The following is a 17,847-nucleotide window of genomic DNA, read 5'->3' as shown; positions in this document are numbered from 1 at the left end:
CCGCCCAGACGACCTGGGAGTCATTATGTTCAGCCAATCGACTAGCTCTGGGATCACCAATCGTCGCCTCGTCATCGTCGCGGCGATGGCTGGGACCTTTCTCTCCGCCCTCGATTCAAGCATTGTCGGCCCCGCGATGCCGACAATTATCGGCCAGCTCGGCGGCCTGTCGCTCTACTCGTGGGTCTTCTCAGCCTATCTGCTGACATCGACGACCACTGTTCCGCTCTACGGTCGGCTCAGCGACATGTACGGGCGTAAGCCGCTCTTCGTGATCAGCGCGGCCCTCTTCGTCCTCGGCTCGGCCCTGTGCGGTCTGGCTCAGAGCATGGAACAGCTCGTCGCCTTCCGCGCCATCCAGGGTCTCGGTGCCGGTGGCATCGTCCCGGTTACATTCACGATTCTCGGCGATCTCTTCTCCGTCGAAGAGCGTGCCAAGATGGCCGGGCTCTTCTCAGCCATCTGGGGCGCGTCTGCCGTCGCTGGCCCGACGCTCGGCGGTCTGGTTGTAGAGGTCGTCGACTGGCGTTGGATCTTTTACTTGAATCTACCGTTCGGCATCGTCTCTGTCTGGCTGATGTGGCGCTCGCTCCACGAGGACCACACTGTCGAGCGCAGCCGCATCGACTACCTCGGTGCCATCCTGCTGACGGCCGGCATCACCGCGTTCCTCTTCGGCCTGCTCGACGTTGGCGAAGGAGCGTCATGGCTGGAGCTGCGGACGGGTGGGTTGATGCTACTATCCGTCGTGATCCTGATCTGGTTCGTTATCCACGAGAGCCGCTTCCCCAGCCCGATGATGCCGCTGGGCATGTTCAGGTCGCCGATCGTTGCTGTTGTCACCGGAGCTGGCACCCTCATCGGCGGCGTTATGTTCGGTATCTCGTCGTTCGTACCGCTGTATGTCCAGGGCGTCCTCGGCGGCTCTCCGATCGACGCAGGTCTGACGGTCGCGCCGTTCTCAATCGGCTGGTCAGTCGCCTCGGTCGTCTCCGGTCAGATCATCACGCGTGCCGGATACCGTATCTCGGTCGTCGCGGGTGCATTATCGGCCGTCGCCGGTTGTGTCTCGCTGCTCATGGTCTCATCGGAAACCGGACGCCTGCCCGCCGCAGCCGGCGCAGGGCTCGTTGGCATCGGCATGGGCCTTTCCGCCACCGCGATGCTTATTGCCGTCCAGAATTCGGTCGGCTGGAATCAGCGCGGTGTCGCAACCGCACTGGTGCAGTTTTCGCGCACGATCGGTGGCGCGATCGGCGTGGCCGTCCTTGGCACGCTGCTGACCGCGCAATTGACTTCGCGGCTGTCGAGCCTCGACAGCTCGCTGCAGAGCGCGAATGCCCTGCTTGACCTTGAGGTGCGCAAAAGCCTGTCCGCCGATCTGTTGGATTTCTTGACCACGGCGCTCTCATCGTCGCTGCACGTCGTCTTCATGACGATGTTTGGCTTGGCGGTCGCTGCGGCGATCATTGTCGTGTTCTTCTTCCCGCGTGGATCGGTCGAGGATCTCCAGTCAGCCGAGGGCGGGATGGGCGGAAGTCGTGCGCAGCAAGCATCAAACGACGCGGAACGAGTCCACCCGGGTGGACAGGCGCGTCCCGCGTCGCAGTAGGACGGCTGCTGCATTCAGTCAGCGGATCAGGATTCGGCTTCCAGCTTTGACTTGATGCAGCCGAAGATGTCCTTGGTCATGCGGTCGGCCACGCCACCCATCAGGCGCGCTCCGACGCCGGCGATCGTGCCGCTAACTTTGACGTCCGACGCCCAGTGCATGACGGTACCGGCACCTTCCTCGGCCAGATCCATCGTTGAGGTCATCGAGACTGCCGAACCGGGCATCTTGCCTGATGCAACGATTGTGGCGTGCGACGGCTCCTCGCGCTTCTGGAACTCAATGTCGAAGTTGAATGTCCCGCGGATCATGCCGACGCCGGCCTTGACGGTGCACTTGAAGTTGTTTTCGTCGATGATCTCGACGCTCTGCAGACCCGGCGCACATTGCGTCACCTGGTTCGGATCCGTCAGAAACGCATAGACCTTTTCACGTGGGGCATCGATCGATACATCACCTTTAAAATCCATCCAGTACGCCTTTCCAAGGTTCAGACCCTGTGTCGATAGACGTTCAGTATAGGCGACCGCCCGCCGGACTGACCCGACGGGCGGCAACCTGGTGCTGCGAATACGGAATACGCTTTACAGAATCCGGCGCTTGACGAGCGTATCCGGATCGAAGTTGCGCCAGACCGGGATGCCGCAGTAGCGCTCACCCTCGGGGCAGAACGGCTTGGTGCCGGCCCGCGAACGCAGCACGCACGGCGGCCCGCTGACGAACTGGCCGATTGTCGGGAAGACTTCGCGGACCTGCGCTGTTTCCTGAACTGCCGTCTCGAAGATCTCGCGCTGCGCGTTGTAGCACTGCCGCTTGACCCATTTCCAGTAGTAGGTCATGAGCGTGCCGGTCTCGTAGAACCGCAACCGGTGGCTGTTCGGCAGCAGATAGAGCACGTTCTCCGGAGCGACACCGTCATCCAGCAGCTGGTTCTTGGCATCCCAAAGCGCCTGGACGGTCGCGTGGTACTCGGCCAGCGCCGCTTCGTTCTCCAACAGTTCGTGCGGAACGATGACATCCGGTTGCTCGCGCAGGTGTGCCGCCAGCACCGGCGAGGACGACAGCGTCCCGCGATGGCGCTGGTTCTGTGCATCTTCCGCACCGCTGATGCGCTTCTGGAAGGTGAACGACACGTGGTTCATCGTCTGCATCAGCTTGGAGTTCATCGCCAGGAAGAGCGAGTGACCGAGGTAGGCGTTCTGAGCTGGATCAAGCACAGCCAGCAACGCGTCCTCGTCGCTCATCTCCTCGGCAGTCCGGCCAAGGACCGTTCGAACTGCAGCGGCCAGCGTCTGTTCAGCCGCTGGGTCGTAGCTCGCCAGGCGCGAGTTCACGCCGCCCAGCTCCGCATCGAACTCCTGAAAGAAGCGATCATCTCGGCTTGACGTAATCGTTTGCTGCATCTCGGACAGCGCTTCATACTCAAGCGTGTCCTGTGCGGCGAGGATCTGCAGGTCCAGCTCGTAGCCGGGCGCGCCGAGGAAGTACGGATCGATGCGCAGGACTTCGGCGACCATCGTGTTCACGATGTAGCGCACCTCGGCCGGAACGTCCATCTGATTGGCCAGCACGTAATAGCGCAGCAACGTCAGGCCGTTGATCGTGTGATAGAGGTGCGCGGGCGTCGCGAGCGGCAGGACATAGCGCGCGACTTCCTGTGCGCGCTTCTGGACGGCATCGGCGACACGGCGCTCGGCCTCCTGCCCGGTTGCTCGAACGCGGGACGGGAAGACCTTCCCGTAGCGCTCGGCCAGCGTCGGTGTGAGGATCTCGGTAAGCGAACGGTAGCCGTCGACCGCACGCTGCAGGGCAGCGCGGTAGATCTGTTCCTGCTGTTCGTTCAGTCCCGGCGTCACCATCACCTTGCCCGAGACTTCTCGATAGCGTTGGGACACTTGCTCCGAGTTGTAATGTGGATGGTGATGGAAGAACGACCAGATCGCCAGCCGCGACACGCCGTCCAGCACGAAGACGAAGTTGGCGTGCTGGAACGTCGTGTGATGACCAGCGTCGAACAGGTCGCGGTACAGGCGTTGGGCGCGGCTACGACGATGCGGACGCAACTCGTCGCCGTCATCGAGCGTCGAGTCCATGAGCTTCAGGACATTCTCGACTCGCGCCGGACGCGCGCCATAACACGACCAGGCGGCAGCGACCGTCAGCGCGAACGGGTGCGCGGCTGATTCTTCATGGAGCAGGCGAATTGTCGGCGGCTTTGATGCGAGCGGATAGAAGTTATCGGAGGCAGTCTCCGGCAGTGCGGACATGGTTCCCCCTGGATCGACTGCGAAGATTCACATGTGTACGTACACAGCATACGGTGGCAGGCTGCCAACCGCAAGGTGTCCCAGATTGTCAACGTCGCAGGCGGTGATGGGCCGCGCGGCAGTGGCTGACACGCTGGTCAGCGCCGAAATAACCGAATGACGGTCAAGATGGATGATTCCACACGCACCAATCGAACCGAGACGCGGGCGCTATTTCTGTCGGGATGCCTGGCGACACTGGTGATGCTGGCGTTGTCGCTGGCTCGGCGGGGCGCACCAGCCGGCGATCCGCTCATTCAGCTGGCTGCACAGACGGCGCTGAAGGCGCTGCCGACGGGCCTGTTCTCGTTCCTGCTTGAATCGCTGCGATCGTTCGCCAAACCGTTGCTCGTCGTCGGGGTGGTCGTTGGCATGGGGATTGTCGGAGGCGGCATGGCGCTGTTGCAGCCATCTCTGATGGAAGTCATGACGGTCCGACGTCGGATCGTCCGGCTCATTTCGATGGCGATCGGGGCCTGGTTCCCGCTGGCGTTCTTCGTCCTGCTGGCTGAAGCAAACAGCGAGACGGCGCTCACAAACCGAAGCCTGATCGACATTGGCGTCAGTTCGGCGATTGACGCATTCGTCTTTGCGCTGGCCGCATACCTGATATATCCGGCGCTTATCAGTGCTTTCGCTCGACAGTCCACCCGGGTGGACTCGTTCGATCAGGGTCGGCGACGGCTGCTGGTTGGCGGGGCGACAGCGCTCGTTGCGATCAGCGCTGGGTACCTCGGCAAGCTGGTTGTCGACGTGCGGAAGGGTGCGATTGGTGGCAAGAAGGCGGGCATTCCAACTGCGATCACTCCGCAAAGTCAGTTTTACGTCGTGTCGAAGAATGTCCTTGACCCGGACCCGGACGTTGATCGCTGGGCGCTTCATATCAGCGGGCTGGTAGCGAATCCGATGACGCTGGCGTACGTCGACCTGGCCGGCATGGCCAGTGTCGAGCAACCGACGACATTGACCTGTATTTCGAACAAGATCGGCGGCGACCTCGTGTCGAATGGTGTCTGGCGTGGAGTTCGGCTGGTGGACCTGCTGACGCGGGCCGGCGTGCAGCCGGACGCGGTCGATCTTGCGCTCTACGCGGCGGATGGCTACACCGAGTCGATCCCGGTGACGCGCGCGATGGGCGAGGATGTCCTGCTGGCGGTGCAGCTGAATGGCGAGCCACTGAACGCGACGCATGGTGCGCCAGCGCGATTGATCGTGCCGGGGAAGTACGGCATTAAGAACGTGAAGTGGATCGAGCGGATCGATCTGGTAGCCGGCGATTTCCGTGGCTACTGGCAACAACGCGGCTGGACTGAGGACGGAACCATCCAGACGTTCTCGCGCATTGACCTGCCATCGAATCGGGCGGTCGTCGAGCGTGGGGCAGTCGAGCTGGGCGGCATCGCCTACGCGGGAGACCGGGGCATCACGGCGGTCGAGCTGAGCTTTGATGGCGGCACCAGTTGGCAGGCCGTCGATGAGATCCAGCAGATTTCAGCGCTATCGTGGGTGATCTGGCGTTCCACGTGGAACGCCCAAACTGCCGGTGCGTACCGGGTTCTGGCGCGTGCGACTGACGGAAATGGCGAGGTGCAGACGTCGTCGCGGCGCGATCCGATTCCGTCGGGCGCGACCGGGTATCACTCAATCGAGATCGGAGTGATCTGATCGCGGACGGGTGGCGTAGAATTGAGCGCTGACATGAATGTGCAGAACTGGGAACGGCTTGGATAGACGTTGTACCGCATCGATCACGAAGAAGAGGGATTGGACTACCGCAGGCGCTACCAGGGCCTGATCGGCATCAACAGTAAGGTACCGATTCGCGACAGGTCGATCCTCGGCCTCGTCTATACACCTGGCGTCGCAGAAGCATGCCTCGAGATCGTCGAGCATCCTGAGTCCGCATTTGACCTGACCAGTCGTGGAAATACGGTTGCGATTATTTCTGACGGCTCCGACCTGTTCGGCCGTGAGGGCGGCTCACCAGAAGCAGTCCTGCCAATCCTCGAAGCGAAAAGCGTCCTGTTCAAGACTTTTGCCGGCATCGACGCTTTTCCGATCGCTCTTAACATAACTGATCCGATTGACATTGTGAATGCGGCGTCGGCACTGGCGCCAACATTTGGCGCGATCTGTATTGACGACATCAGTGCGCCGCGTTGTTTCACGATTGCCGACCATCTGGAGAAGGCGTCGACGATTCCGGTGTTCTCCAACCAGCATCATGGCACGGCTGTGCTCGTGCTGGGCGCGCTGCGTAATGCGGTGAAGGTTACGAACCGCCGGCTGGAAGATTGCCGGGTCGTCATCGCCGGGGCTGGCGTTGCCGGGGTTGGGGTTTCGCGCCTGTTGCATCGGGCTGGAGTGCGCGACATCGTCGTTTGCGACCGGGCCGGAGCGATTTATTCTGGACGCCCGGAACGCATGAACTGGGCGAAGCAGTATCTCGCCAAGGAGACGAACATCGAGCGGCGATGTGGGTCGCTGGCGGACATGCTGCACGGCGCAGACGTGTTCATCGGAGTCTCGTCGGAGGGCATCCTCACTGGCGAGATGGTCGCGTCGATGGCCGAGGATCCGATTGTGCTGGCGATGTCGATTCCACATCCGGAGATCGACCCGTCGGATGCGAAGGAAGCCGGAGCCGCGGTCGTAGCCACCGGGCGTTCGGACCATCCGAACATGATGGATGTCTCGCTGGTGTTCCCGGGTGTGTTCCGCGGATTGCTGGACAGCGGGGCGCGCAATATCCGGCTGCGGACGCTGCTGTATGCCGCCGACGCGCTCGCATCGCTTGTGCCGGAAAACGAGCTGAACGCGGATAACATTGTTCCGCGAATCTTCGATTACCGCGTAGCTCCGGCGGTTGCGGCAGCAGTAGTGCAGGCGGCAATCGAGACGGGCGAGGCGCTCTACGATGTAGATCCAGAGGCAGTTGCTGAACGCACACGTCGATTCGTCTACGAGGGCGTCATGCTGCCGCGCTCGTCGTCCAACGGCGCGACACGCCCGGCTGTGCGCACCAAACCGAGCACCTTGCGCGAGGAAGTGCTCGACCTTCGGCGGCGATTTGGGGGCGTGCTTGAAATCAGCTCGAAGATCCCGATCAAGGACCACCACATTCTGAATGTGTTGTATGTCCCACCGGCGGCATTGGCCCCGGCTGCGGAAATCTACCGCGACCCGATGTCGGTGTTCGAGCTGACGGTGAAGGACAACATCGTCGCGATCGTGACCGACGGCACGGCTGTGCTGGGGTTGGGTGACATCGGTGCTGAGGCTGCGCTGCCGGTCATGGAGGGCAAGGCCGTCCTGTTCCACACGCTGGCGGGCGTTGAGGCCTTCCCGATCTGCATCTCTGAGCGCGATCCGGAGCGGATTGTGGACATCATCGCTGGTATCTCGCCGTCGTTCGGCGGCATCAACCTGGAGGACATCTCCGCGCCGCGCTGCTTTGAGATCGAACGGCGGCTGAAGGAGCGCGTGAAGCTGCCGGTCTTTCACGACGATCAACATGGAACCGCTGTAGTGGTGCTCTCGGCGTTGCTGAATGCACTGCGGTTACGCGGGACGCCGATCGAGGGTGTGCAGGTCGTGGTAAATGGTGCCGGAGCAGCGGGCATAGCGGTGTCGAAGCTCCTGCTGTCATCAGGCGTAGGTGACATCATCATGTGCGATCGTCTCGGCATCATTTCGCGAGACCGCAAGACCGGCATGAACGGCCCGAAGCGCGAGATGGCGGAACTGACGAACAGAGAGAATGTCAGCGGAACGCTCCACGACGCGCTGGCTGGCGCAGACGTGTTCATCGGCGTGTCCGGTGCCGGAGCGCTCACCCCAGACGATATCGGTGTGATGAACAGACAACCGATCATCTTTGCGCTGGCCAACCCGAACCCGGAGATTGAACCGTCTCTGGCGCACGAAAGTGGCGCGCTGGTCGTTGCGACAGGCCGCTCAGACTATCCAAATCAGGTCAACAACTCGCTAGCATTTCCTGGCATCTTCCGTGGGGCGCTGGATGTGAAGGCGCTGGACATTAACGATGAGATGAAGGTTGCGGCGGCCTACGCGATTGCCGATCTGGTCAAGGAAAATGAGCTGGAGCCGGACTATGTCATGCCGGCTGCGCTCGACCTGCGGGTACCGCCGGCAGTGGCTGCTGCGGTGGCGCGTGCCGCGATTGAGACGGGCGTCGCACGCACCACGCTCGATCCTGCGGATGTCGCGCAGCGGACGCACGACCGGATTTATACGGGTAAGGTGCCCGTGTAAGGGGTAGACGTAACAGGTAGTTCAGGGCGTGAGTGGCAGGGGTGCCGCTCGCGCCTTTTTGCTGTGTGTGGGAGACGGTTCGGAATGTGACCTTCTGAAGTCGAGCGTCGTTAACGGGGGGAGATTTCTCACTGCGGTTCGAAATGACAGGTTTCGGGGGTGGCTGTCGGATCGGACAACTTGACATTGATGAGTCGGCCAATGGTCGATTACACCGATCCTGACAGGTGAGCGAGCCGCCGCCGATACATCCGGCGGGATGTGACCCGGCTTGACCATCGCGGTGAGGCGCTCATTCTCCAAGCCGGACAACAATGGTGGCGATACGCCGATACCGCAATTATCTGCGCGGGAGTGTCGCCGCGCTGCGAGGACGGGCCGGGTCCTGTCCGTACGGAAGGTTGGGGGCGATTACGGCGACAGGCGGTGGATGTCCCAGCTGCCGTCGGGTTGAAGGGTGTATTGCATGCGGTCGTGGAGGCGGTTGGGGCGGCCGTGCCAGAACTCGAAGTGGTCGGGGTGCAGGCGGTAGCCGCCCCAGAATGATGGCAACGGCACTTCTTTACCGTCGTATTCCTCGACGAGGTCGGCCATGCGTGTTTCGAGCTCTTCCCGGCTGTCGATGACGGTGCTCTGGTGCGATGCCCAGGCGCCGAGCTGGCTGAGGTGGGCGCGTGAGTGGAAGTACTCAGCGGATTCTTCGCGGCTGACGCGCTCGACGCGGCCTTCGATGCGGACCTGGCGGGTCAGTTCCGGCCAATAGAAGAGAAGCGCGGCGCGGGGATTGGCGTTGAGCTCGTGACCTTTGCGGCTTTCGTAGTTGGTGTAGAAGACGAAGCCGTCTTCGTCCATGCCCTTCAGCAGGACAACGCGGACGGAAGGTGAGCCGTTCGGTGTGGATGTCGCGAGGATCATGGCATTAGATTCGATCACGTTGGCGTGGACGGCGTCCTCGAACCAGGCTTGAAACTGCAGAAACGGATCATCGTCGACGTCGGCTTCGTCAAACCCCGGCTGGCGATATTCGCGACGCATGTCTGCGATTGACAACTCAGCCTTCGTTGTGTCGGTCATTCATCCCCGTCCCTGCCGCAAGCCAACTCAGGTTGCTGCCGACGCAGCGACCACTCGTCATGATACATCCGGAATGCCTGATGCGGCGGGGTTTGACAGGCGTTCGAGTGCATCGGACGGTGCACCGTGATGGACGACGATGCGACCGTTCGTGATCTCCCAGACGATGCCGGTGAAGCGCTCGATGAACCAGCGGTCGTGCGAGACGCAGATGAGCGGGCCGGGGTATTCCAACAGCGCGTGCTCCAGACGGGACAGGACATCGAAGCTGAGGTGATTCGTTGGCTCGTCGAGCAGGAGGACGGTGGGATGCTCCGCCAACAGGCGTGCGAGTTGCAGCTTGCGTCGCTCACCGGCACTCAGGACACTGACCGACTTCCAGATGTCTTCGATCGTGAACAGTCCGTAGCGGATGAGTTCATCAATTGCTGTTTGCTGATCAAGATCCAGTCCGTGGCGATAGACATCGAGGACACAGCCGGATTCGGCGCTGAGGTCGGCAGCCTGATCGAGGTAGCCGAGGAGGACATCGCGCGCGACGTGAACCTCGCCGCCGGTTGGTGCCGCGCGGCCAGCGATGATGTTGAGCAGCGTCGTCTTTCCGGCACCGTTCGGGCCGACGATGACAATGCGGTCGCCAGCGCCGACGACGAAGGACAGATCATCGAGGATGACCTTGCCGTCCCATTCCTGGCGCAGGTTGGTTGCTGCAATGACCTCGGCACTGCGCAGGGTGGCCACATCGAACCTGGGCAGGATGCGTAGCGTGCTGGGCGGCTTCTCGATTGCGTCGGATTCTATGCGGCGCAGGCGTTCCTCTGCGGCTCGAACGCCGCGAGCGATGGCGATATCAATGCGTCCGGCTTTGAAGTCGTAGGCGGTCTTGTCGGGGTCGCGCGGCGCGCGGTTCGGCGCGACCTGGCGGCTCGTGACGCGCATCGCGCGGCGCAGCTCGTGGATTTCATCCTGCTGGGCGGCGTACTGCGCAACCCATTCTGCACGTTCGCGCTCATGCTGTTCGGCGAATTCATCGTAGTTGCCGACGTACTGGCTGGCAGTGCGGGTGCGTTCATCAATCTCGATGATGCGGGTGGCGGTCGTATTGAGGAACGCGCGGTCGTGCGAGACGGCGAGGATCGCGCCGGGATAGGTGGACAGGTAATTCTCCAGCCAGCCCAGGGCGTCGAAATCGAGATGGTTGGTGGGTTCGTCGAGCAGCAGGAGATCGGGGGAGCGCAGGAGCAAGGTTGCCAGGAGGACCCGTTCCTGTTCGCCGCCGGAAAGTGAGGCGAACTGTCGCTGGCGGTCGAGGTCGCCGAGACCGAGGCCGTCGATCACGATCTCAATCTGGTGGTCGATCTCGTAGCCTCCAGCGCGCTCGAACTGTTCCTGGAGTTCGCCATACTCCACGAGCAAAGTGTCCACATCGCCTTCGGAGTCGCTGAGCCGAATTTCGATTTCACGGAGTCGCGTTTTCAGTTGACGTAATGCCCCGAGGATCTCATAGATCAGATCGTCGACGGTGGCATTCGGCAGCAGGGGGGGCTGCTGGGCGAGATAGCCGGGCGTGATGCCGTCGGGAATGAGAACCGTGCCGCTGTCGGGCGCGATCTCACCCGTGATGATGCGGAGCAGCGTTGATTTGCCGACGCCGTTGGCACCGACGAGGCCTACGCGATCGCCGGTATTGACGACAAATGACACGTCGTTGAGCACGGAAATGGGGCCGAAAGACATGGATATCTGAGAGACACTGAGCAACATAGGGTACCTGCAACCTCATCGTTTGACGATGGACGACACGAGCCGGAATGCACCGGTCGTTGTTCGATCTGGTTACAGGTCTGTCGTCAAGGGAGTCTCCCACACGTCGCGCATGGATGCGCCGATCAGGGAGACAGCCTAGCATGTAGACAGGTGATGCGCAACCAGAAGGCCGTTGCGCCGTTGCGCAGGTTGACTGGTGGCGGCTACCATGCGGCGAAGAGCGTTTGGGCAACGATGGTGGCGAACAGAGGGAGAGCGCGTGACTACCAGCACTGAGACGAATCAGCATGTGTTGTTTGAGCGTCGTGGGCCGATCGCCTGGGTGACATTCAATCGCCCGGAGGCACGCAACGCGATGACGTTTGCGATGTATGACGAGCTGGTTCGGATTTGCGACGAGGTTGAGAATGACCCGGATGTTCGAGTGCTGGTGCTGACCGGCGCCGGTGAGAAGGCGTTCGTCGCCGGGACGGACATCAGCCAGTTCCGCGCATTCAAGGAACCGAAGCACGCGATCGAGTACGAGGCGCGGATTGAAGGCGCACTCTCGCGGCTGGAGGCGTTGCAGCGTCCGACGATCGCGGCGGTGCGTGGCTACGCTGTTGGTGGCGGGGCGCAGATCGCGCTGTCGTGCGACATGCGAGTCTGCACGCCGGACGCGAAGTTTGGCGTGCCGATCTCCAGGACGCTGGGCAACTGCCTGTCGATGAGTGGTTACGCGCGGCTAGTTGATCTGATTGGTCCGGCGCGAACGAAGGCGATGATTTTCACGGCAGAGATGGTAACGGCGCAGGATGCGCAGGCGGCCGGGCTGGTGAATGAGATCGTCGAGGGCGAGGATCTGATCGAGCGGGTGAGTGCGCTGGCCGAGAAGATCGCCGGGCATGCGCCGATCACGCTGCAGGTGACCAAGGAGGCGGTGCGACGGGTGCTGCACTCGCGACGTCCGCCGCGCGAGACGGACCTCGTGGTCCGCGCCTACATGAGCGAGGATTTCAAAGAGGGCGTCAACGCGTTCCTCGAGAAGCGCAAGCCGAACTGGCAGGGGAAGTGAGTATGTCGTCTGCACAGGAGACGATGCCGCTATCTGGCATCCGTGTGATTGACCTGGGTCGCCATCTGGCCGGACCGACGGCGGCGATGTGGCTCGGAGACCTGGGGGCCGATGTCATCAAGATTGAGAATCCGGGGAAGGGTGAGGACGCGCGATCGTCGGGACCCCCGTTCTTCAACGGCGAGAGCGCGTTTTTCCTGGCCGCCAACCGCAACAAGCGCTCGCTGGCGCTGAACCTGAAGGTGCCGGAGGGGCAAGAGGTCTTTCGGAAACTGGCCGCGACGGCGGATGTGATCGTTGAAAACTTCCGTCCCGGCGTAATGGACGCGCTGAACATCGGATATGAGCGGGTGTCGGCGACGAACCCTGGTGTCATCTATTGCTCGATCTCGGGGTTTGGTGCGGATGGACCGTTCGCCGGTCGGCCGGGTCTGGATCAGATCATCCAGGGTGTGTCGGGCCTGATGAGCATTACCGGCTTTGAGGACAGCGAGCCGACGCGGGTTGGCATCCCGATCGCCGATTTGCTAACTGGATTGTTCGGTGCTTACGGCGTGCTGGCGGCGCTGAAAGCGCGGCAGCAGACGGGGCGAGGGCAGCGCGTTGAGACGTCGCTGCTGGAGAGCATGGTCGGGATGCTGGCGTTCCAGGCGACGCGCTATCTGAATGGCGGTGATGTCCCGCCACCGGCCGGCAACCACCATCCAATCAACGCGCCGTACGGCGTGTTCCGCTCGAAGGACGGCTACCTGACGGTCGGCGGGACGGGTGACAAACGTTGGCCGATTCTCTGCAAGACGATCGGGGCGCCGGAGCTGTTGGAGGACGAGCGGTTCAAGACGAATGGTGGTCGCCACGCCAACCGAATGGAGTTGGCCGAGCTGATCAGCGCGAAGCTGCAGGCGAAGACGTCGGCGGAGTGGGAGTCGATTCTCAACGACGCTGGTGTGCCGTGCGGACCGATCCTGGGCGTGGATGATGCGCTGGATCATCCGCAAGTGCGACATCGCGACATGGTCGTGGAGATCGAGCATCCGACCGCCGGGCTACTGCACCTGCTGGGTCTGCCGGTGAAGCTGAGCGACACGCCGGGGGGAGTGCGCCACGCGCCGCCGGTGCTTGGGCAGCACAGTGCGGAGATTCTGGCGGATATTGGGTTGTCGGAGAGTGAAATCGTGGAGTTGGTGAAGGCGGGGACGTTGGGGGTGGTGTAGGGGGGCGCATGTAAGGCGCTTAATCGCCCCGAGTCGAATCGCTCAGTGATGACGAATTGTCCATGTGCATGTATGGGCGTATTCATACGCCCGTGTTGGGCACCGACCATTCAGGAGATGCGCTCGGACACCGTTACTGTCGGTCGGAACAGGTCGGGGTGCCGAACGGGCGTATGCCAAACGCCTCTACCTTTCAGGTGCGGCGTGGTGGCGTCGGCATCCGGCGCGGGGGGGTCGCCTCACGGTGGACAGGCCGGGTCCTGTCCGCACGGAATGTTTGCGCGCGGACGGCACTTGGTGAACAGGTGCACATCCGATGTGGGGGTGTCGCCTCATGGCGACGGACTGCGCTGAAAGCAGTCCTTACGAAAGGTTCTGGATGGGCGGTCAGGGTGTATTTCTGGGGTGCCTTTGCGGAGTGATGGCCATTGGACGGGTCGTGGCCGTAGATGAGCAGGGCGTTGGTGCGGGTGGCGCGGTCGATGAGGCGGGTGGCGGAGCGTGCGCCTGCGGCGGGGTCGCTGCCGATGCGGTAGTTGCCAAGCTCGCGGTTCGTGGCGGAGTAGATGGCGTCGATGGCGAGGATGACGGAGCCGGTATCGGGGAGGTCGAGCCCGATCGACAGGTGCCCGGGGCTGTGGCCGGGCGTGTGGACCAGGGTGAAGCCGGGGGCGAGCTCGGTGTCGTCGTCGATCAGTGTGTAGCGCAAGGCGCGGCCATCGTCGGCGTGTGCGGGGATGCCGCCGGGGAGGCCATTCTGGCCGCGCTCGATGCCGACGGCGTGGTCGGCGCGGTGCATGATGATTTCGCTGTCCGCGAAGTCGGCGACGTTGCCGGCATGGTCGAAGTGATTGTGGGTGAGGACGAGGATGTCGATGTCGGCGGGCGTCAGGCTCAGTTCGGCCAGGCGGTTGCGGATGTCGTCAGCGTCGGTGAGCTGGGGGATGAGGTGGTCGCCGAAGCTGGTGCCGACATACTCATACATCGGCTCGCGGATGTGGCGACGATTCGGGCCGGTGTCGATCAGGATATGGCGACCATCGGTGAGCTCGACGAGGTAGCCGGGGAAGGCGCAGACCGCCCAGACGCCATCCAGATCGCCGGGTGCCATGACGGTGCCCATGTCGATGTTGGCGCGCCCGAGGTCGAGAACGGTGAGCGATTGAACCTGCGTTGCCATGGTATCCTGCTTTCTCCGACAGATGCGTCGCGATTGATTATCGACCGATTGCGGCGAAGAGCAATCCGAACGATTGGACTCCACCCAGGTGGACGACCAGATGCAGCCAGAAACCGATGCGACATCGTCGACGCAGATTGACGATTCGGCACGTCAGACTGAGGCCGCCCACGAAGCGCTTGTGCGCGAGGGTCGGCGGCGCGCGGCGATCTGGGGCGTGCTCACGGGTCTGGTGATGACGGTCGTGGCGTTGGGCTGCATTTTGCTGCTGTATCTGGCGCTGGGCCGCTAACTCAGCGGACGCGGCGCACATCCTCAAACCCACGGACAAAACCGAGTGCGACGATGATCGTGATGACACCGCCAATGCCGACGGCGAGTGGCACACCAATCTTCTCACCGCCTGCGCCGAGGATCATCGAGCCGAGCGGCATCAATCCACCGGCAATCAACGTGTAGACGCTCATCACGCGGCCGCGCATGGTATCGGGGACGAGTCCCTGCAGCAGCGTGTTGGCGAGCGACATCATCAGCGTCGATGTGCCACCGACGAAGATCACCAGAATGATTGAGGGAATGATCCATCGCGACTGGGCGAACCCGACCAGGGTGATGCCGAGGACGACTGTGTTGATGACAAGCAGCCAGCCGCGTTTGGCAAAGCCGCCGAGGGATGCAGTGATGAGTGCGCCGACGAGCGCGCCCAGCCCGCTGGCGGCCATCAGGACACCGAAGCCGGTTGCGCCGAGGCCGAGGACGTCGCGGGCGAAGACTGGCATCATCTGCGTATAGGGGCGAGCGACGACGCTGGGGATTGCGATCAGGAGCAAGATGCCCCAGATGATGCGGTCGGACTTGATGTAGGCGAGTCCTTCGTTGAGTTGGCGCGTCATCGAGCGTGATGTTGTTGCTTTGCGTTCAACGCGCGGGATCATGGCGACGACGATGAGGACGGGTATGTAGCTGGCTGCGTTGAGGAAGAACGCGCCGGAGATAGAGACGGCGGCGATGAGAATGCCGGCAACGGACGGGCCGATGATCGCGGCGGCGTTCCAGGCGGCGGAGTTCAGTCCGATGGCGCTGGCGAGCTTTTCGCGCCCGACGAGGTCGGGAACGAGCGCCTGGCGGGTAGGGTTGTCGACGGAGAAGAAGACCGACGAAATAAACGAGATGATGAGCAGGTGCCAGACGGTGATGACTCCGGCAACGGTCAGGATGGCGATGACCAGCGATGAGAGCGCCATGACGGTCTGGGTGATCATGAGAATGAGCGTGCGCGAGAAGCGATCGGCCAGGACGCCGCCGACGAGCAGACCGATCGCGGGACGGTTCGCACGAGGCCGACCAGACCGAGGTAGAACGGGGCGAGTCGGTCAGCTCAAGGATGAGCCAGCTCTGGGCGAGGAGATCTGCATCCAGGAGCCGATGTTCGAGACAATGGTTGCCAGGAAGTAGTTGCGGAAGACCGGAGCCTCGAGCGCGCCGAAGCGTGCGGTATCACGCGGTGGATCGACCACTGCATCAGTGGGCGCTTCAGATGGTGTCGCGCTCTCGCTGGACGTCATGTACTCCCCTGATCCCCATTGGCGAGGCGATCATACTCCACTGCTACGTGGGCACAAGTGGCGTGATTCCAGACGTGCCAGTATCCTGACCCGCCTGTAGCGCACGCGTGGTGGGTCGGGGTGGATGGGGGACATGTCTGAGCGGGGTCGATAGCGACGGACGACGTCGGTTACCGGTGCACGTGCTGCGGCACCGGGATTATCGATACATCTGGATGGGTCAGTTCGTTTCGATGCTGGGCACGCAGATGCACGCTGCGGCGCTGTCCTGGCAGGTATACGACATGACAGGGTCGGCGGTTCAGCTTGGCATTCTTGGCCTGATCCGGGCGCTTGCCATCTTCTCGACGTCGTTGATCGGTGGGTCGGTCGCGGACGCGTTCAATCGACGGCGTGTCTTGCTGCTGACGCAGGCCGGACTGATGACCATCAGCCTGGTTATTGCGGGCGCGACGGCGAACGGGAATGTCACGATCGTGCTGCTTTACGCTGTCGCAGCGATCGCGGCTGCGATTTCGGCGTTCGACGGTCCGGCGCGGCAGGCGTTGATCCCGGCGCTGGTGCCGCGCAACGAGCTGGCACCTGCGATGTCATTGAATATCCTCGTCTTTGCGGTGGCGCGGATGGTCGGTCCTGCGGTGGGTGGGGTGGCCGTCGCACGCATTGGCTTATCGGGCACCTACCTGCTCGATGCGGCGTCGTTCATCTTCGTTATTGGTGCGTTGCTGGCAATGAAGACGCGGCTGGAGCCACCACTTGTGCGCCGCAACCATTTTGAGGCGATTGCAGAGGGTCTGGCGTTCATCCGCAAGACGCCGGTGATCTGGGGTGTCATCCTGTTGGACTTCCTTGCGACATTGCTGGGATCGACGGTGGGTCTTGCTCCGGTGTTCGCGACCGACGTGCTGAAAATCGGGCCGGAAGGGTTCGGCCTGCTGCTGTCTGCGCCGGCGGCAGGGGCGGTAATTGGTGGGTTGCTGGTCAGTCTCGTCCCGCAGCCGGATCGCCCGGGGTTGGTGATGGTCGGGGCGGTCATCGGCTATGGCGCAAGCCTGATGGTGTTTGGCCTGAGCACGACGCTAGTTGTCGCGCTGCTGGCGCTGGCGGGTGCTGGGGCGTCCGACTCGGTGAGCGTTGCCATGCGGGCGGTGATCCGGCAGTTGGCGACGCCGGACCCACTGCGTGGGCGGGTTGCGGCGGCGCATTCGGCGATGGCGTCCGGCGGGCCACGGCTGGGAGAGTTTCAGAGCGGGATGATGGCCGGGCTGGTTGGACCGCGGCTGGCCATGTTCCTGGGTGGCGCGGCGGTCGTCGCGGCGTCGGTGGCGATGGGGGCATTATTGCCGCGCATGACGCGTGCGCGCCTGGCTGAGCTGGATGCTGACGCACAACTGGAGGAGGAGCAGGCTCGGCTGGAGGCGGCAGGTGTGGCGGATCGTCGGCCGGGGTGAGGCGACCATCCCCTTTCAGAGGAATAGCCCCTCTATGAGCGGCGAGGAGTGCGCCTTTTCCGTACGGACAGGCCGGGTCCTGCCCTCGCCGTGAGGCGACGTTCCCGCGCTGAGCCGTCGTGTCTCGAACCTGCGCAGGCCACGACTGAACCCCATGACGATGCGCTAGATGTTCGATGCAATGCCCGCCCCACGCCGTGCCACAGGACGCCAAGTACTTTGGACTCTGCACGAGAGGGTCGCCTCACGGCGATGACAGCGCGAGGCACAACGTTGTCGCATTAAAGAAGAGATGGCTCCGGATAGACTGATGGTGTCGAGCCGATCGGTCTATCAAGCGGAGCCACCA

The 17,847-nt window shown here is 62.7% G+C and carries 14 protein-coding genes and 1 pseudogene; 8 read left to right on the top strand and 7 right to left on the bottom strand.

Going from position 1 to position 17,847, the window contains the following annotated elements; translation table 11 throughout:
• Nucleotides 1–25 precede the first annotated feature (25 nt).
• Nucleotides 26–1,612 carry an MFS transporter gene (locus M9890_07510; GenBank protein MCO5176800.1) on the top strand — a complete coding sequence of 529 codons (1,587 nt, stop codon included), beginning with the start codon at nucleotides 26–28 and terminating at the stop codon, nucleotides 1,610–1,612.
• A gap of 26 nt (nucleotides 1,613–1,638) precedes the next feature.
• Here the strand turns inward: M9890_07510 and M9890_07505 are convergent, their stop codons facing one another.
• Complete coding sequence (locus M9890_07505; protein ID MCO5176799.1) at nucleotides 1,639–2,082, bottom strand: carbon monoxide dehydrogenase subunit G; 444 nt, start codon at nucleotides 2,080–2,082, stop codon at nucleotides 1,639–1,641.
• A 114-nt stretch (nucleotides 2,083–2,196) separates the two neighbouring features.
• Nucleotides 2,197–3,879, bottom strand: a complete 1,683-nt coding sequence (locus M9890_07500; GenBank protein ID MCO5176798.1) for an FAD-dependent thymidylate synthase — start codon at nucleotides 3,877–3,879, stop codon at nucleotides 2,197–2,199.
• Between the two features lie 168 nt (nucleotides 3,880–4,047).
• Here M9890_07500 and M9890_07495 point away from each other — a divergent pair, with 168 nt between their 5' ends.
• The 3 genes and pseudogenes from M9890_07495 to M9890_07485 all read left to right on the top strand — a co-directional run bounded on the left by M9890_07495 (nucleotide 4,048) and on the right by M9890_07485 (nucleotide 8,193).
• A complete protein-coding gene (locus tag M9890_07495) occupies nucleotides 4,048–5,583 on the top strand; it encodes a molybdopterin-dependent oxidoreductase (protein ID MCO5176797.1) in 1,536 nt (511 codons plus the stop codon).
• Between the two features lie 99 nt (nucleotides 5,584–5,682).
• Nucleotides 5,683–6,750: pseudogene (locus tag M9890_07490) on the top strand (NADP-dependent malic enzyme).
• Nucleotides 6,751–6,891: 141 nt separating this feature from the next.
• Nucleotides 6,892–8,193: an NADP-dependent malic enzyme gene (locus M9890_07485; GenBank protein ID MCO5176796.1), complete on the top strand. Its 1,302-nt coding sequence runs from the start codon at nucleotides 6,892–6,894 to the stop codon at nucleotides 8,191–8,193.
• Nucleotides 8,194–8,604: 411 nt separating this feature from the next.
• Here M9890_07485 and pdxH read toward each other — a convergent pair whose 3' ends face one another.
• Nucleotides 8,605–9,267, bottom strand: coding sequence for a pyridoxamine 5'-phosphate oxidase (gene pdxH / locus M9890_07480; GenBank protein MCO5176795.1), 663 nt, complete (start codon nucleotides 9,265–9,267; stop codon nucleotides 8,605–8,607).
• A gap of 57 nt (nucleotides 9,268–9,324) precedes the next feature.
• Nucleotides 9,325–11,004, bottom strand: a complete 1,680-nt coding sequence (locus M9890_07475; protein ID MCO5176794.1) for an ATP-binding cassette domain-containing protein — start codon at nucleotides 11,002–11,004, stop codon at nucleotides 9,325–9,327.
• A gap of 289 nt (nucleotides 11,005–11,293) precedes the next feature.
• On the opposite strand from M9890_07475, the gene M9890_07470 reads away from it, so the two are divergent.
• Nucleotides 11,294–12,088, top strand: a complete 795-nt coding sequence (locus M9890_07470; protein ID MCO5176793.1) for an enoyl-CoA hydratase/isomerase family protein — start codon at nucleotides 11,294–11,296, stop codon at nucleotides 12,086–12,088.
• Nucleotides 12,089–12,090: 2 nt separating this feature from the next.
• The gene (locus tag M9890_07465) at nucleotides 12,091–13,302 is read left to right on the top strand and encodes a CoA transferase (protein MCO5176792.1); all 1,212 of its coding nucleotides are present in this window, start codon (nucleotides 12,091–12,093) and stop codon (nucleotides 13,300–13,302) included.
• Between the two features lie 193 nt (nucleotides 13,303–13,495).
• Here M9890_07465 and M9890_07460 read toward each other — a convergent pair whose 3' ends face one another.
• Nucleotides 13,496–14,482 carry an N-acyl homoserine lactonase family protein gene (locus tag M9890_07460; protein ID MCO5176791.1) on the bottom strand — a complete coding sequence of 329 codons (987 nt, stop codon included), beginning with the start codon at nucleotides 14,480–14,482 and terminating at the stop codon, nucleotides 13,496–13,498.
• Between the two features lie 100 nt (nucleotides 14,483–14,582).
• Between M9890_07460 and M9890_07455 the strand changes: the two genes are divergently transcribed.
• Entirely contained in the window at nucleotides 14,583–14,774 is a 192-nt protein-coding gene (locus M9890_07455) for a hypothetical protein (protein ID MCO5176790.1), read from the top strand.
• A gap of 1 nt (nucleotide 14,775) precedes the next feature.
• Here M9890_07455 and M9890_07450 read toward each other — a convergent pair whose 3' ends face one another.
• Nucleotides 14,776–15,744, bottom strand: coding sequence for an MFS transporter (locus tag M9890_07450; protein ID MCO5176789.1), 969 nt, complete (start codon nucleotides 15,742–15,744; stop codon nucleotides 14,776–14,778).
• 111 nt (nucleotides 15,745–15,855) lie between these two features.
• Nucleotides 15,856–16,047, bottom strand: a complete 192-nt coding sequence (locus M9890_07445) for a hypothetical protein (GenBank protein MCO5176788.1) — start codon at nucleotides 16,045–16,047, stop codon at nucleotides 15,856–15,858.
• A 215-nt stretch (nucleotides 16,048–16,262) separates the two neighbouring features.
• On the opposite strand from M9890_07445, the gene M9890_07440 reads away from it, so the two are divergent.
• Nucleotides 16,263–17,498, top strand: a complete 1,236-nt coding sequence (locus tag M9890_07440; GenBank protein MCO5176787.1) for an MFS transporter — start codon at nucleotides 16,263–16,265, stop codon at nucleotides 17,496–17,498.
• Nucleotides 17,499–17,847: the final 349 nt, after the last annotated feature.

The sequence above is a fragment of the Thermomicrobiales bacterium genome (assembly GCA_023954495.1).
In the GTDB taxonomy this organism is placed as follows: domain Bacteria; phylum Chloroflexota; class Chloroflexia; order Thermomicrobiales; family CFX8; genus JAMLIA01.
Note: the sequence above shows the minus strand (reverse complement) of the source record. Positions and strands in the feature narration are given on the sequence as shown.